15 protein-coding genes and 1 pseudogene are annotated in these 14,647 nt (G+C 51.7%); 12 read left to right on the forward strand and 4 right to left on the reverse strand.

The window, feature by feature from the left end:
• The 7 genes and pseudogenes from EHO01S_RS08600 to EHO01S_RS08630 all read left to right on the forward strand — a co-directional run bounded on the left by EHO01S_RS08600 (position 1) and on the right by EHO01S_RS08630 (position 5,575).
• Positions 1–234 carry a DUF2732 family protein gene (locus tag EHO01S_RS08600; protein ID WP_001534891.1) on the forward strand — a complete coding sequence of 78 codons (234 nt, stop codon included), beginning with the start codon at positions 1–3 and terminating at the stop codon, positions 232–234.
• On the forward strand, positions 234–455 hold the full coding sequence (locus EHO01S_RS08605; protein ID WP_024523572.1) for a TraR/DksA family transcriptional regulator: 222 nt from the start codon (positions 234–236) through the stop codon (positions 453–455). Before EHO01S_RS08600 ends, EHO01S_RS08605 begins: the two co-directional genes overlap by 1 nt.
• On the forward strand, positions 456–728 hold the full coding sequence (locus tag EHO01S_RS08610) for a DUF5405 family protein (protein ID WP_024523573.1): 273 nt from the start codon (positions 456–458) through the stop codon (positions 726–728). It begins immediately after the preceding gene.
• Positions 725–1,969 (forward strand): phosphoadenosine phosphosulfate reductase domain-containing protein, encoded by a 1,245-nt coding sequence (locus EHO01S_RS08615; RefSeq protein ID WP_024523574.1) that lies wholly within the window; start codon positions 725–727, stop codon positions 1,967–1,969. The genes EHO01S_RS08610 and EHO01S_RS08615 overlap by 4 nt, the downstream gene beginning before the upstream one ends.
• Positions 1,966–4,209 carry a replication endonuclease gene (locus tag EHO01S_RS08620; RefSeq protein ID WP_024523575.1) on the forward strand — a complete coding sequence of 748 codons (2,244 nt, stop codon included), beginning with the start codon at positions 1,966–1,968 and terminating at the stop codon, positions 4,207–4,209. The genes EHO01S_RS08615 and EHO01S_RS08620 overlap by 4 nt, the downstream gene beginning before the upstream one ends.
• A gap of 90 nt (positions 4,210–4,299) precedes the next feature.
• Positions 4,300–4,482: pseudogene (locus EHO01S_RS08625) on the forward strand (DinI family protein); the annotation flags it as partial.
• Between the two features lie 148 nt (positions 4,483–4,630).
• The gene (locus EHO01S_RS08630) at positions 4,631–5,575 is read left to right on the forward strand and encodes a DNA cytosine methyltransferase (protein WP_024523577.1); all 945 of its coding nucleotides are present in this window, start codon (positions 4,631–4,633) and stop codon (positions 5,573–5,575) included.
• Here the strand turns inward: EHO01S_RS08630 and EHO01S_RS18260 are convergent.
• The 4 genes from EHO01S_RS18260 to EHO01S_RS08650 form a co-directional block, all read right to left on the reverse strand.
• Positions 5,572–6,564 (reverse strand): hypothetical protein, encoded by a 993-nt coding sequence (locus EHO01S_RS18260; protein ID WP_071991008.1) that lies wholly within the window; start codon positions 6,562–6,564, stop codon positions 5,572–5,574. The two genes, EHO01S_RS08630 and EHO01S_RS18260, sit on opposite strands and share 4 nt — an antisense overlap.
• A complete protein-coding gene (locus EHO01S_RS08640) occupies positions 6,551–7,654 on the reverse strand; it encodes a ParB N-terminal domain-containing protein (RefSeq protein ID WP_024523579.1) in 1,104 nt (367 codons plus the stop codon). Before EHO01S_RS08640 ends, EHO01S_RS18260 begins: the two co-directional genes overlap by 14 nt.
• 453 nt (positions 7,655–8,107) lie before the next feature.
• Positions 8,108–9,142, reverse strand: coding sequence for a phage portal protein (locus EHO01S_RS08645; RefSeq protein WP_024523580.1), 1,035 nt, complete (start codon positions 9,140–9,142; stop codon positions 8,108–8,110).
• Complete coding sequence (locus EHO01S_RS08650) at positions 9,142–10,908, reverse strand: terminase ATPase subunit family protein (RefSeq protein ID WP_024523581.1); 1,767 nt, start codon at positions 10,906–10,908, stop codon at positions 9,142–9,144. The genes EHO01S_RS08645 and EHO01S_RS08650 overlap by 1 nt, the downstream gene beginning before the upstream one ends.
• A gap of 162 nt (positions 10,909–11,070) precedes the next feature.
• Between EHO01S_RS08650 and EHO01S_RS08655 the strand changes: the two genes are divergently transcribed.
• From EHO01S_RS08655 to EHO01S_RS08675, 5 genes are all read left to right on the forward strand, one after another.
• A complete protein-coding gene (locus tag EHO01S_RS08655; protein ID WP_024523582.1) occupies positions 11,071–11,913 on the forward strand; it encodes a GPO family capsid scaffolding protein in 843 nt (280 codons plus the stop codon).
• Between the two features lie 65 nt (positions 11,914–11,978).
• On the forward strand, positions 11,979–13,082 hold the full coding sequence (locus EHO01S_RS08660) for a phage major capsid protein, P2 family (protein WP_024523583.1): 1,104 nt from the start codon (positions 11,979–11,981) through the stop codon (positions 13,080–13,082).
• Positions 13,083–13,085: 3 nt separating this feature from the next.
• Positions 13,086–13,847, forward strand: coding sequence for a phage terminase small subunit (gene gpM, locus EHO01S_RS08665; RefSeq protein WP_024523584.1), 762 nt, complete (start codon positions 13,086–13,088; stop codon positions 13,845–13,847).
• A 93-nt stretch (positions 13,848–13,940) separates the two neighbouring features.
• On the forward strand, positions 13,941–14,444 hold the full coding sequence (locus EHO01S_RS08670) for a head completion/stabilization protein (RefSeq protein WP_024523585.1): 504 nt from the start codon (positions 13,941–13,943) through the stop codon (positions 14,442–14,444).
• The gene (locus EHO01S_RS08675; RefSeq protein WP_024523586.1) at positions 14,441–14,644 is read left to right on the forward strand and encodes a tail protein X; all 204 of its coding nucleotides are present in this window, start codon (positions 14,441–14,443) and stop codon (positions 14,642–14,644) included. The genes EHO01S_RS08670 and EHO01S_RS08675 overlap by 4 nt, the downstream gene beginning before the upstream one ends.
• The last annotated feature ends 3 nt before the right edge of the window (positions 14,645–14,647 follow it).

The raw sequence follows: 14,647 nt of genomic DNA on the forward strand, positions 1-14,647 counted from the left end.
ATGAGTCGAGTTGTTTATTTTTCAACACCGAGAAATGCAGGAAAAAACACGCTGGATGAATTGTTTAAAGAAGCCAAAAAAGAAGAGCGTAAAGACCGCGCGCTCGCTGTTTCAATCCGTCTTGAGGCGCTGGCTATCCATATCACCAAAGAGGGCATGAGCGGCACTGAAGCTGCCGAACTGCTGCGCCGTGAAGCAACCCGCTTTGAGAATGAATCACAGGAGCTGCACTAATGGCCGACGCAATGGATTTAGCACAACTGCGCGAGCAGGAAGACCGCGAACGCCATATCAGCAACGCGCGCAGCCGTATCGCTGCACCTTCCCGTTTCCTTTGCGAGGAATGTGACGCACCAATCCCGGAAGCTCGCCGCATTGCGATTCCGGGTGTGGCCTTTTGCGTGACCTGTCAGCAAATCGCTGAACTCAAGTCAAAACATTACAGGGGCGTATAAATGGGTATTCGTATCGAAGTCGGCGATAAATGGGTAATTACCAGCGACCAGTATCAATTCATCCTGAATGAAAAGAAAGTCGTTAAGTCAGGTAATAAAGCTGGCGAGGAATGGCTCAATACCATCGGCTATTACCCAAAGATTAACCAGCTTATTTCCGGTCTAGTTCATCACCATATTCAAACTGCAACGTTTAATACTCTTTCTGAAATGGCGGCGGAAATAGAGAGAGTTGGCGCTATCTGCTCTGCGGAATTTAAGGGGGAAAAATGAGCCAGTCAGCTACTGTAATTTCTGTTTCTGATATTTCGGAGAAGGTCAGGGAAATCGAAATAGCATACCACCGCTATTTGAATTTATTCCGTATACCCGATGACCATAAAATAGTCGTGAATTATTCTGCCGGTAAAGACAGCACTGCGACTCTTGCTGTCGCCCATGCAGTGTTCGGAAACCGTGTACAAGCTGTAATGGCGGACACTGATAACGAGCATGAGTTGACTGTTGAATTTGCTCGCAACGTCCATCAGCAAATTGGCTGCAACCCAGTGCAGGTAGTTAAGCGGGTTTACACAGAGGCTGACTTTGCTAAACGCCGTGCATATCTGGAGAAAAACTGGCGAAAGCGTCAGGCAATCCGTATGGGAGTGTATCGTGGAATTGTAATGCCGTCCCTTGCTCGCGCGGACACTAAATTCGGTCAGGCGTGGTTACGTACCGCTGAACGGTGGGGAATTGAATTTGAAACACCTCTCGACGCGGCACTTTCAGTTTTACATCCATCAGGAAACAGCTTCTTGGACTGTGCATTGCTTCACGGCAAGTTTCCAATGCTGCGCGACCGTTTCTGCACTGATGAACTGAAAATTCAAATCGCTTATGAAAAAGCAATGCTGCCAATGCTGGACGATGGTGATGTTGTTGTTCAATGGTCTGGTGTACGAGCCGATGAGTCATCAAAGCGAGCTGGTTATGAGCGTTTCGCTCCCGACCGACGAGACCCAGAATTTTTATATAACTTTCTACCTATCCATCAGTGGACAGCAGCCGATGTTTTTGCGCTGCATAAATATTTTGGTATTAAGCCAAACCAACTATACATGCAGGGAGCTTCGCGTGTTGGCTGCATGAACTGTGTTCTTAGCAACAAAGAAGAAATTGCCGAGACGGCAGCGCGCTGGCCGGAACACATCGAGAAGCACAAACAATGGGAACTAAAAGTTCGCCTGACCAGCCGCTGGGTACACTGGATGAGTGTTGGAGAAGTTAGCCAGCGCTGGATGAAGCAGTTTGATTTACCTCTTGGCCGCAATGTTCAGATGTTAGGTATTACACCAGAAGTCCAGAACATCGATTGGTCGGGATTCTATGGCCCGCGCGGGGGGCTTAATTCACCTGGCGTTGGCGATGTTGTTGAATGGGCTAAAACTGGCCGCGGCGGAAAGGTTTATGACCTCGTTAAAGCCAGTCTTGATACTGCTACTTGCTCCTCGCGCTACGGCCTGTGCGAATGAGCTCTATTTCTTATGCTTACCCGTGGAACGCTCCACGGTCGGCAATCGCCAGCCCATATCTTACCTATGACCAACAGTATCACCGCGACCGTATGTTCGCGGCTTTGCTGCATGCGAGAAAGGTACTTTCTCTCCAGCCTGAGTGCGTGCGTTTTGATGTTTATCGCACCGCTGCAGTGCTGGAACAAAATCAGGGCAGTCAACGAGCCAATGCCTTTTTAATCAGCTTCTGCAAAAAGGCATTGCCACGTCTTGAACTGGTAGCAAAAAAATACGAGTGCGTTGGCATCAACAGCAATGTATCAACCGCTGTTTTCGGTGGTCATTTTGATACCAAGCTTATGCAATATCTGGCATCACGCATGGTCAATATGGTAGCCAGATATAACCGCCTCCCGGATATGTCGCGCGCCGATATTGACCTACTGGCTGCTGATATCGCTAATTTCATTCGTGCTGAACTGGCTGACATTGATGGCACCGGATTTAGCGAGCTAAAAACGCTGTACACCTGGTACATGCGCGCCGGTATTATTTCTCTGCAATTCAATGTCCCCCCTCCGCATTGGGAGCGGGTGACTAAAAAATATGTCGGAGAAGATGAAATCGCGCCGGCTATCGCTCGCATGTTTAACGATGTGTGGTGGCGTGGTCGTCTGCGTCGCATTGCGGCTGCATGGCGCGAACATCTGCAAATCGCTGCTGGCAACGTCAGTAAGAAAAAGTACGCCTATGCGAGTAAAAACTGCGTGACCGACTGGCGCGAGCAGAAGCGTCGCACGCGTGAATTTCTCAAGGGGCTGGCTCTCGAAGACGAAGACGGCAACCGCATCAGTCTTATCGAAAAATACGACGGTTCGGTCGCTAACCCTGCGATACGCCGCTGCGAGCTGATGACCCGCATCCGTGGGTTTGAAAATATCTGCAATGAACTCGGATACGTCGGGGAGTTTTACACCCTGACCGCACCGTCTAAATATCACGCTACGACTAAAGCGGGATACCGTAACAGCAAATGGAACGGAGCCAGCCCCTCGGACACGCAGAGCTACCTAACCGGCCTTTGGGCACGCATTCGTGCCAAGCTACATCGGGAAGAAATTCGCATTTTCGGCATACGTGTTGCCGAGCCTCATCACGACGGAACGCCGCATTGGCACATGCTTATGTTCATGTTGCCAGAAGACGTCGAGCGCGTGCGCCTCATCATCCGTGATTATGCGTGGGAGGAAGACCGCCACGAACTGAAAAGCGATAAAGCCAAAAAGGCACGCTTCCATGCCGAAGCTATTGACCCGGAAAAGGGTAGCGCTACCGGCTATGTTGCTAAATACATTTCGAAAAATATCGACGGCTATGCTCTCGATGGTGAAACCGATGACGAAAGCGGTGAGCTGCTGAAAGAGACAGCCTCCGCCGTATCAGCATGGGCGGCGCGCTGGCACATCCGTCAGTTTCAGTTTATCGGCGGTGCGCCAGTGACGGTCTACCGTGAATTGCGTCGTCTCGCTGATACCGAGACCGCGCACGGTCTGAGCGTTGAGTTTGCCGCCGTCCATGATGCCGCTGACGCTGGTGACTGGGCTGGTTACGTTAATGCTCAGGGTGGCCCGTTTGTCCGTCGCGATGATTTGCAGGTGCGTACGCTGTATGAACCGCGCCCCGAGTTTAACCAGTATGGTGAGGAAACCATCTGCATCCGTGGAGTGTACGATTCTGCTGTCGGTGCCGGCACCCCTATTTTAACCCGGCTCACGCAGTGGAAAATTGTGCCGAAGCGTGCCGTTAATTTGGCCGTTGACGTTAAGGGCGCTCCTGCGCCCTCTCGGAGTTCTGTCAATAACTGTACGGGGGAGCCGGAGGGGGATCTGGCATGGCTGAATGATTTTGACTTTAGTCAGCCCTTAAACCGGAGTCAAAAACGACAGCTTATGGATCTACTGAGGTCGGAACGGCGCCATAGGAAGCCTGTCTTTGACCCTAGAACGAAGAAGAATGCCGCGGCGATCGACAGAACACTGGATGAAATCAAGGTACTGACCGGCCAAGACATCAGTAAAGGGGAAGCACTACACCTAATGGCTGGCTCAAAGATGTCGATTGCGGGGCATTGGTGCCGCGGATCAGCCTCTGGTGAGGTTTTTGGTGCGAGGTCCAAAAGCAATCTACATGACTCTGTGCAGATATTACGTTGTTTTGACAAGCTAAGGCGTAGTGTGAAGGTGATGAAAACAACATGATAATAAAGATTTTTTTGTTGATTACTTGACTCTTTGTGGTTATGGGTTCAAATTTATACTGTGTATTTATACAGTATTTAATGGGGGGATGTGGATAGAGAGCTGAGCGAGCTCGTTATGATTGAGCGGGTAGAAATGATCGCGCGTTTGATGACTGAAGGAACCTGCCAGGAAAGAGACCGTGAAATCGCACTTGGACTGATAGCTGAACTTGCTAAAGGGAACTTGATGAAAAATAGCTTGTCTTCTATAGCCTTTTCAGCTAAACCCATTGAAAAATAATAACAAAATGAATTCGATATTTTTCACTTTGAATATGGCCACAGTTACCAAAACGTGAGAATATCAAGCCTTAGTGAAATCTTGCTTTTTTCCGAGGGATGTTTCGCTATAATACGCGGTCGGTTTTTAGGAGGGGTCAATGCCAACTGTAGTGTCGCTTTTTTCTGGGTGTGGTGGTTCTGATGCTGGGGTCTTAAGAGCGGGGTTTGATGTGCTCATGGCAAATGACATTCTACCCTACGCCCGTGATGTCTACTTGGCTAATCATCCAGAAACTGATTACGTTTTAGGGGATGTTTCTGCTATCGAATCGTTCCCTTCCGCTGAGCTGCTGGTCGGGTGCTATCCCTGCCAAGGCTTTAGTCAAGGTGGGGTTCGCAAAGCTGATAGAAAAATCAACACACTATACTTAGAATTTGCTAGGGCTCTTAGAATCGTTAAACCAAAGGCATTCATCGTAGAGAATGTTTCAGGTATGGTGCGAAGGAATTTTGAGCATTTACTGAAAGATCAGTTTAAGGTTTTCGAAGAGGCCGGCTACAGAGTTAAGTCTCAGATTTTAAATGCCTCTCATTATGGAGTGGCGCAGGACCGTAAGCGTATTTTTATTGTCGGTATACGTAGCAACTTTGATTTTGATTACGAGTTCCCATTAGCAACTCATGGTGATAATTTAAAACCATATACCACAATTCGCGATGCTATTGGGCATTTGCCTGAATGGCCTGTGGGGGAGTTTTATGATTCAGATTTCCATTGGTATTACTTATCTAGAAATCGTAGGCAAGATTGGGAACAGATTTCTAAAACGATTGTCGCGAATCCTCGCCATATGCCGTTGCATCCAATAAGTCCAACGTTGGTAAAACTCGGTCCAGACAAATGGAAATTTACATCTGATGCGCCAGCTCGTCGTTTTAGCTTCCGTGAAGCTGCACATCTTCAAGGATTTGGCGATTTAATTTTTCCCGAAACAGAGCGGGCCTCGATGAATATGAAGTATACTGTAGTGGGTAATGCAGTACCGCCTCCACTTTTTGAGGCGGTGGCTAAAGCATTACCGCAAGAATTATGGTTTAATTAAGGTTCCGGTACTACGCTTTGAAGTTCCGATTCAAATGCAGCAAACCACGGAAACTCTGTCAGTAATTCCCAGTGGTTTGCTTTGTCGAGTAAAAATAAAGTTCGTAACCTATCCAGTAAAATAACTCCAGATGTGGGACGAGAAGTAACCCATTGACCGTTGGAGTCTCTATAAAAAACAGGAGTAAACATTACAGAAGGATAAGAAAATGTTGTATGGAAATAAGGGGTTAGATTTATTGAGTGTGCCTCAAGGGTTTTTTTGGGCCAACCTTCTTCTTGGGCTCCACATTGACCTAAAATGCCAAAGTTACAGTTAAGATTATCATTGAACTTAACAGTCGCAATAATGTCAAATCCTGCATCGCCAGTACTACTAACCCGATCGCATTCCTCTTCATCAATTCGTTTAACACCTAAATCACTACCCATAACACGTAAAGCTTGACGTAAATCTGTACCGTAATAAGAACGGCGATCCTCTGAGTTTGCATCAAATATTTTGACTTCACCATGTGTGGGTAAAAGGGATTGTGTTGCATATTTACATAAAATAGCAAACCCTTTAGCCCAGCGTTGCGCTGCACCACGAATACGAATGAAAGAGCGTAGGCGTGAACAGCATAGTGTAAATATGTATACTCTATGTTTATTTGTCTGTACGTTTTGCATGCGAATTTCATCTCCTTCGACAATGAAAGGATACATATCGTTCATGCTTGCGAATCTATAGCTTAGTTGAATCCAGACATTTTCAATTTGAGCTTCAGTTCTGTCACCTAAAACGGCATCTGAATCGATTCTATTTACTTCACGCCTTTCATGATCTAATTCATCTACACTAGTGTTTGATACATTCAGCAAACTTGCTAAGTCTGTCTGATGGAATGCATTTCTGCCGGTATAGTTGATGATGCATAGCAACTCTACTAAGTCAGCCAGAAGATGAGGCGTATTTGGATGCATGTCTCCTACATCAAAAGTCGTCATCGTCCTTTTCCTTCTCCGCTAACTCTTTACCAATCATTTTAATATTTTTGTTAATGCGTTTGGCTACCTCGTATGCGCTGCTATTGAATTCAACATTCGCAACCATACCAGCAGCTTCAATCATTAATGTTTCAATCTGATAAAGAATTTCTAAAAAGTCTTCGCTTATATCGGATGTAAGTTGATATGCAACGTTTAGTGGTGCGCCATCTCTGAACTGCTGTAAAGCCCTTGGGTTGCTAACAATGGCAGCAAGATGTCTTAGATTACGTGACTCACCAACTTTGGTGTTACCATCTTTGTCCCTAAGGTAAAGCCATTGTGTCAACTCTTTAATTGATTCATTTTTAAGTGATGAAGGGTTAATAATTGGATCTGAAGGAATTACTTCTCCATCTTTAGTAATGTCAACGCCTACGAAATGACCAATTCGTTCATCGGCTAATGCTGTTGATAATATGGAGAACTTTATGCTTTGCTCATTTAAATCATCTATTTCGTAAAAATCTTCTGATTCTATTTTTCTGTAAACAGCAAGAGCATCTAAGTTTCTCTTAATGTGATCTCTTCTACTTCCGATTATTTTTGCGACTTCGTAATAGCGATCCGAAGGTGATTTCGTTGAGTCAGTGCCATCGAAAATTTGCTCGATATACCTTGCTTTCGCAAGAGGATCCCATTGCTTGATTCCTGTAATATGGCGGAAGCCCAAATATGGTAATACATCTTCTCGCCGTGGTTTAACAATAACGGGTAATTCGTCAAATATACTGGTGTTTTCTTTATGTATATTAATAACCCTTAAGCTTGGCTTTTCACATAGGTATGGATTAAGTATAAGTTTTACAGAAGTGAGTCGTCTGTTTCCTTCGACAACCTTATATTTTCCATTGCCATCCGGAATTGCGATGAGCGGTTCACCACTAAAAAATCCATTTTGAGATATTGCACTCATTAAATCTTCTAGAGAAGTAGATGTTGCAATATAGTTAATCATGGCTTCTTGCGTGCGTGCTACACCATTAGGAAGGCGCGGGTTTGCATCGTCTAGTTCCAACTGCTCTATTGGAATCATTTTTACATCTGACATTTTTTGCTCCTACCTTTTACAGGGAGTAATTCTCTTAAACCCAAGATTCTCGCATTAAGAGAAAAATATACAAGTTTCGGCACACATACTCCACAGCCAGTTCTCACGAAGTTTGATTGTCATCTCAAAAAGAAAGCTTCTTGCATGCATTTGTGTGCATGAATTTGAACGCGTTTTTTAAGATGAAAAACTGATGGACTGCCAGATATGATGTGCTTTGCGTAGAATGTTGCACCTGCATTAAAACCGACCCATAAAGCGGGCAGGCGAGGCGGGGATAGCATTGCGCGCAACGCGGTAAAATATGCCGCGCAGGAGTGCGCCAGCGCGGCGCTGTGCGCTTGGTTGATTTTGTTGGTGTCGTTGGGTGTTATAGGTGTCGCGCTGCGTGTGGCGCGTCTGAGGGGATTCTGTGTGGTGATGTAAAAAAGCCGCCCGCAGGCGGCATCGGTATTACTCCTCGCTATCGTCTAGGCTGTACTTCTTGAACCGGATCACCTCCTCACCCAGCCACTGGTTAATCTCGGCGATCCGCGCCTGTAGCGGGGTTAGCTCGTTGCGGACAAACACCCGGGCAACTTTCTCGACATCCCCAACGGAGCCGACGTTTTCGGGTTTTCCGCCCATCAGTTGGTAGGGGATACGGTGGGCGTCGAGCAGATCGGCGGCGCTAACTTTCTTGATGTTAAAGAAATCATCCTTGGTGGCCACCTCACTGAGCGGGATGATTTTTATCCCGTCGCTTTTTCCGTTCGGGGCATAAAAAAACAGGTTCTTAAAGTTGCCAATGCCACGCGAGCTGCGCATTGCATCGCGCAGCGCTTCCACATCAGTAGCATTTTGCGCCGGATCGGTAACGTACATGATGTACCCGGCATGTGCCCCGTTTTGATAATACTTCCGGCGGAACAGCGTGGCCGACTCATTCAGCCAGGCGGAGTTAAGCGCGGACAAGTATTCCGGCATGCCGTAAAGCTCTTGGTTGATATCCGGCTCCATCAGGTGGAAAACCGCACCGGGGTCAAAGCGGTGCGGATGAGTGAACGACTGCACGTACCAGTAAACATCCTCTTCAACCCCGCGCCGGGTGTATTTGGCCGGCGACGTCTCTAGGCGTAGCGCTTTACCGGTGACGCTTTGGCGCAGTTCAAAAAAGGCGTTGCCAAACACCAGATAATCCAGAACGAAGCGCGAGAAATCCTGCTGCGATAGCATCGGATGCGGGATGTAGGTACTGGTCAGAATATTGCGCTTTACGTAAATCGGCGAGCTGTGATGTACCGCTGCGCGCAGGCTTTTGGCAAGCCCTGAGAAGCTGACCGGCGGTTCATACCATTTGCCGTTGCTGATGCACTCCACGTAGTCGAGGATGTCGCGCTTATCGAGCACGGCGGTAGGTTCACCGAAGGTAAACGCCATTGCGCCGTTGCCCGCCGCGGCGGATTCAGCAACCATTTTTTTAGTCGGACGATTTTTGCGTTTTTTCATCAGTTGATATCCAAAATTGACGATGAGGGGCGGCCGTTGCCAGCGGTCAGGGGTTCGTTTAGCAGCGCGTGCATGGTCGCCCAGGCCAGATCGGCGTGGCTGGCTTCATCACTGCGGCTGGCGTCATAGGTGGTGCTGCGACCGCTGGCGGTCATGGTTTTGCGGATGGCCATAAACGAAGCGGTCACATCGGTGTAGCTGACGTCATATTCCAGACGTCCGTTAGCGATGGTGTCCTTGGCTTTCAGCACCATGGCGGTTTTTACCTCCGGGTTGTAGCGCAGCTCGCGCGCCGCCGGGTAGAACTCGCGCACCAACTGGAAAACCCCCTGCCCGATCCCCGTGGCATCGATGCCGATGTAATCGACGCGGTATTTTTCCGTCAGCGCCCGGATGGCCTCGGCCTGGGTAGAAAAATCCATGCCTTTCCACTGGTGGCGCTCCAGCATGCGGAATTTACCGCCCGGCACCGCAGGCGGCGCCAGTACCACGCAGCCCGCACTGTCGCCCGTATGTGAGGGGTCGTACCCAATCCAGACCGGGCGATCAAAGGGATGGTCGGCATAGGGGTTCACGTCCGTCCATGCCTCCAGGGCGTCGACCATACAGCGCTGTAACTCCTCGAACGGGAACACGCTGGCCTTGTCGTCGACGAACTCGCACATGAACAGGTTTTTAAAGTCGTCGGCGCTGTTTTCACGCTTGAGCTGATCGAGGTCGAACAAGGTGCAGCCACCGGCCAAGGCGTCCTCGATGGTGACGATTTGCCGCCACTGCCCATCTGCGCACAGCAGGCCACCGGCCAGGGCGCTGTGGCTGATGTCGATTTCAATACGATCGGCAGCGCTGGCGCGTCCCTTGTTGAACAGGTCGCCAGACCAGAACGGGTACGCCCCGTGTGCCAACGTGGAGGGCGTCGAAAAGTAGGTCGATCGCAGGTGCTTCTGTGAGGCCATGCCGGAGGCAACCTTGCGTAGCTTCTGGAAGTTGGGGATCCAGAAAATTTCATCGACATACAGGTCGCCGTTATGGCTCTGCGCCGTGTTGGAGTTGGTGCCAAGGAAAATCAGCTTTGCCCCGTTGTTGCCGATGACAATCGGGTCACCGGTCAGGTCGACATCGACCAACCGGGCGAACTGAATGATGTATTCACGGAATACATACGCCTGCGTTTTACTGGCCGACAAAAAAATCTGGTTATGGCCGGTTTTTAGGGCGCGCAGTAACGCCTCACGGGAGAAGTAGAACGTCGCACCGATCTGGCGCGATTTGAGAATATCGCGGATACGGTGAGCCAGCCCGGCGCGATACCACTGCAACTGGTATTCGAAAGACTGGTCGAAAAATACTTCCTCCAGTTTTTCGATCGCCTCGTCGCTGAAAAAGTTCTTTTTCGGCTTCTTGCGCTCCCCCTTGTTGCGATTGGCCACGTTGGGATTGAGGTCGGACTCGTTGCCGGTCTGGCTGTAGCGGTTCACCCGCGCCAGGCGTTCGATCTGGCGCCCGAGCAGGTCAATTTCCTTGTAGTCCGCCCCCTCTTTTTTGTCCTTGAGAACCAGTTGCACCAAGCGTGCCTCGATGCTGTTTTCGATACGGGTGATCGGCGCCGTGTCCTCCCAGGCGTCGCGCTGCTTCCAGCTCTGCACGGTCGGGCGTTTCTGTTGCAGCATTTCGGCGATCTGCGCGATAGAAAACCCCTGCCAATACAGCAGCGCCGCCTGTCGGCGCGGATCGCGCAATAGTGATGTGTCTGTGGTGATGGTCATGTCATCCCTCGCTCATTCTACGAGGGAAAGGCTACGGAAGCGCCGCTGCATCTGCCTTAAGTGCCTGTTGTGCCAGCGCTAACCCATCCGTCACCGCTGGCGGCGGCGGGGGTGAGTCGGGAAACTAACCCCCGACATTCAACTACCAACGCAGGACTGACGATGGCAAAAAAAATTTCTAAGTGGTTCCGCATCGGTGTCGAGGGTGACACCTGCGATGGCCGCGTTATCGATGCCAATGACATCCAACAGATGGCCGAGACCTTTGATCCGCGTGTCTATGGCTGCCGCATCAATCTGGAGCACATCCGCGGCCTGCTGCCGACCGGTGACTTTAAGCGCCTGGGGGATGTGGTGGAGCTCAAGGCCGAGAAAATCGACGATGACAGCGCGCTGAATGGCAAGTGGGCGCTCTACGGCAAGATTGCCCCGACCGATACGCTGGTCGAGTGGGTGCGTGATGGGCAGAAGGTCTACACCTCCATGGAGATCCGCCCCAATTTTGCCAACTCCGGCAAAGCCTACCTGGTCGGCCTGGCGGTGACGGATGACCCGGCCAGCCTCGGTACGGAATACCTGGAATTTTGCGCCAATGCCACCGCCAACCCGCTGGCCAATCGCAAGGAGGAGCCGGGCGACCTGTTCTCCGTGGCTTCCCTCGCCGAGCTGGAGTTTATCGAGCAGAGCCATGTCCTCGATTCCTTGGCTGACAAGGTGCGCGGCCTGTTCTCGCGTAAAGCCCGGCATGATGACGATCGCTTTGCCGATGTACATGAAGCCGTCACCACCATTGCCGAACAGGTGCAAAGCAACAGCGATAGCACCGAGCAACGTTTTCAGGCGTTGGAGGAAGTTGCCGAAACCCTGCGCGGTGAGTTGGCCGAGGAACGCCAACAGGTTACTGCGCTGCGCGCCGCCCTGGACAACACCGAAAACCCAACCCAGTCACGTCGCCAACCGGCCACCGGTGGCAATGGTGAAGACACCCTGTTAACCAACTGCTGATCGGGGCTATGCCGCCGCCCGCCTAGTCGTGGGTTGTATTGGGGTAAAACAACAAGAGAGACACTATGCGCAAGAATACCCGTTTCAAGTTTAATCAGTACCTGACCCGTGTCGCCGAGCTGAATGGCGTGGCCGTCGACGATTTGAAAAATAAATTCGCCGTTGAGCCCTCCGTCACGCAGACGCTGATCACCTCGGTGCAGGACACCTCCGAGTTTCTGACCCGCATCAACATGGTGCCGGTCGATGAGCAGGAGGGGGAAAAAATCGGCTTGGGCGTGACCGGCTCTATCGCCAGTACCGCCGATACGGACGGTGGCACAGGTCGTGAGACCGCGGACTTTATGGCGCTGGCCTCCCGTAAATACCGTTGTGAGCAGGTCAACTTCGATTTCCATATCCGTTATAACACCCTCGACCTGTGGGCCCGTTATCAGGATTTCCAGCTGCGTTTGCGTGACGCCATCGCCAAGCGCATGGGGTTGGATTACATCATGGCCGGGTTTAACGGAACGTCGCGCGCCGCCACCTCCAACCGCAAGACCAACCCACTGCTGCAGGATGTGGCTGTCGGCTGGTTGCAGAAGATGCGCAATGAGGCGCCGAAACGTGTCCTGGACAAAATCACCAACACCTCGGGGGAGGTGGTCTCAGCCGTGGTGCGCATCGGTGCCAATGGCGACTATGAGAACCTCGATGCCGCCGTCATGAATGCCACCGATACCCTGCTGGATCCGTGGCATAGCGAAGACCCGGAGCTAGTCGTGATTTGCGGTCGCAAGCTACTGGCCGACAAGTATTTCCCGCTGGTGAATAAGAAGCAGGATAACAGCGAGGCGATGGCGGCAGACGTTATCGTCAGCCAGAAGCGCATCGGTAACCTGCCAGCGGTCCGTGTCCCCTATTTCCCGGACAACGCGCTGATGGTCACCCGACTGGATAACCTCTCCATCTACGTGATGGACAGCAGCCACCGCCGCCACATCGAAGAGAACGCCAAGTTCGATCGGGTCGAAAACTACGAGTCACTGAAAATCGACTATGTGGTCGAGGATTACGGCTGTGCCGCGATGATCGAAAACATCCAGTTTGGCACCTTCCCCGCCAAGCCTGCGGCGGCATCACTGAGTGCGGAACAAGGCGCACCCGTTGAGAACGCAGGGGGCTAAGCCATGTTGAGTCCCGCAGAGTGTCATGTAATGCGGGTCTCGGCCACGTTGGCCGCGCAGCGGGAAAACACCCCGCTGCGCCATGCCAGCGAGTATGAGCAGATGCTCGTCAAACTGGCCGCTGATCGCCGCAAGCTAAAAGGTATCCAATCCGTTGAGACCAAGGCGCTGCATAAGCGCGACATGCTGCCGTTTTATGGGCCGTGGATCAGCGGTGTGTTGGCCGCTGGCCGTGGTGCGCAGGATGACATCGTGATGACCGTCATGCTGTGGCGGTTTGATGTGGATGACATCACCGGCGCCTTGGATATCGCCGAGTATGCCTTACGCCATAACCTGAGAATGCCGGAAAAGCATAGCCGCACGACCGGGTGCGTCGTGGTGGAAGAAACCGCCGCTGCCGCCGCACGTCTACGCGCCGCCGGTGCCGCTTTGTCGATCGATACGCTGGAGCGAGCCATCGCGCTGACGGTAGATCAGGATATGCCCGACAACGTGCGCGCCCGCCTGCATAAAACCGTCGGCCTGTTGTTGCGAGACCAGGGGGATAACGCTGCCGCCTTGGCACAGCTCCAGCGCGCAATGCAGTTGGACGACAACGCCGGGGTGAAAAAGGAGATTCAGGCGCTGGAGCGCGCGATCCGGCCAAAGCCGGTGAAACAACCAGCTAAGCCAGCCAAGAAAAAGACGGCGGCGCGTCCGCGCAGCGTAACCGGGACACCGGCCAGACGCGGGCGCCCGCCCAAGGTGAAAGCCGCCAGTTAACAGAATGCGCCACGCGCCAGGGCGGCACGCAGGCCAATGCAGGCATGACCTCGCGGTCGGCCTGCGTCCACCGCCCACCCATTCGAGGTTGTCATGACGACAGTGATTATTGACCAAAGCGGGATGCCTGCCGGTGATGCGGTGATCATTCCACCGGACTCGCAGCGTGAACCGGTAATTAAAAACACCTTCTTTTTTCCTGACGTTGAGCCGCGCCGTATCCGTGATCTGATGCGGTTGGAATACACGGTCACCACTGCCCGTATGCGCGATGCCATTTGTGCCGGTATCGCTGAGGTTAACGCCGAGTTGGTCGAGTTCCGCGAGCGGCAGATGTTGCTGGGGTTCAAGACCCTGGACGCCGTGCCGGCAGAGACCATCGATGGCGAGAGTGTGTGCTGTTTCCACTACCTACGCGCCGTCAGTGCCATGACAGCGGCCTCACTGTATGAGCGCTATCGCGGGTATGACGCCAGCGGTAAGGGGGAGAAAAAGGCCGAGAGTGTCGAGGCGGTGATCGATGAGCTGTGGCGGGATATGCGCTGGTCCGTGTCTCGGTTGCAGGGGCGCCCCCGCTGTATTGTGAGCCAGCTATGAAAGTGATTGCACAACAGGGGGAGACGCTTGATGCCCTGTGCGCCACCTATTACGGCCGCACGCAAGGGGTCGTCGAGGCGGTGCTGGAGGCGAATCCGGGACTGGCCTCGCTCGGCGCCATCCTGCCACACGGTACCGTCGTCGAGTTACCCGAAATTGAGGCGGCGCCAATATCTGAAACCATTAACTTATGGGATTAACGA

Source organism: Edwardsiella hoshinae NBRC 105699 = ATCC 33379 (assembly GCF_000474215.1).
Classification (GTDB): domain Bacteria; phylum Pseudomonadota; class Gammaproteobacteria; order Enterobacterales; family Enterobacteriaceae; genus Edwardsiella; species Edwardsiella hoshinae.

Coding starts and splice junctions, on each gene's coding strand:
- EHO01S_RS08600 (WP_001534891.1), top strand. CDS start 1: ATGAGTCGAGTTGTTTATTTTTCAACACCGAGAAATGCAGGAAAAAAC.
- EHO01S_RS08605 (WP_024523572.1), top strand. CDS start 234: ATGGCCGACGCAATGGATTTAGCACAACTGCGCGAGCAGGAAGACCGC.
- EHO01S_RS08610 (WP_024523573.1), top strand. CDS start 456: ATGGGTATTCGTATCGAAGTCGGCGATAAATGGGTAATTACCAGCGAC.
- EHO01S_RS08615 (WP_024523574.1), top strand. CDS start 725: ATGAGCCAGTCAGCTACTGTAATTTCTGTTTCTGATATTTCGGAGAAG.
- EHO01S_RS08620 (WP_024523575.1), top strand. CDS start 1,966: ATGAGCTCTATTTCTTATGCTTACCCGTGGAACGCTCCACGGTCGGCA.
- EHO01S_RS08630 (WP_024523577.1), top strand. CDS start 4,631: ATGCCAACTGTAGTGTCGCTTTTTTCTGGGTGTGGTGGTTCTGATGCT.
- EHO01S_RS18260 (WP_071991008.1), bottom strand. CDS start 6,564: ATGACGACTTTTGATGTAGGAGACATGCATCCAAATACGCCTCATCTT.
- EHO01S_RS08640 (WP_024523579.1), bottom strand. CDS start 7,654: ATGTCAGATGTAAAAATGATTCCAATAGAGCAGTTGGAACTAGACGAT.
- EHO01S_RS08645 (WP_024523580.1), bottom strand. CDS start 9,142: ATGAAAAAACGCAAAAATCGTCCGACTAAAAAAATGGTTGCTGAATCC.
- EHO01S_RS08650 (WP_024523581.1), bottom strand. CDS start 10,908: ATGACCATCACCACAGACACATCACTATTGCGCGATCCGCGCCGACAG.
- EHO01S_RS08655 (WP_024523582.1), top strand. CDS start 11,071: ATGGCAAAAAAAATTTCTAAGTGGTTCCGCATCGGTGTCGAGGGTGAC.
- EHO01S_RS08660 (WP_024523583.1), top strand. CDS start 11,979: ATGCGCAAGAATACCCGTTTCAAGTTTAATCAGTACCTGACCCGTGTC.
- gpM (WP_024523584.1), top strand. CDS start 13,086: ATGTTGAGTCCCGCAGAGTGTCATGTAATGCGGGTCTCGGCCACGTTG.
- EHO01S_RS08670 (WP_024523585.1), top strand. CDS start 13,941: ATGACGACAGTGATTATTGACCAAAGCGGGATGCCTGCCGGTGATGCG.
- EHO01S_RS08675 (WP_024523586.1), top strand. CDS start 14,441: ATGAAAGTGATTGCACAACAGGGGGAGACGCTTGATGCCCTGTGCGCC.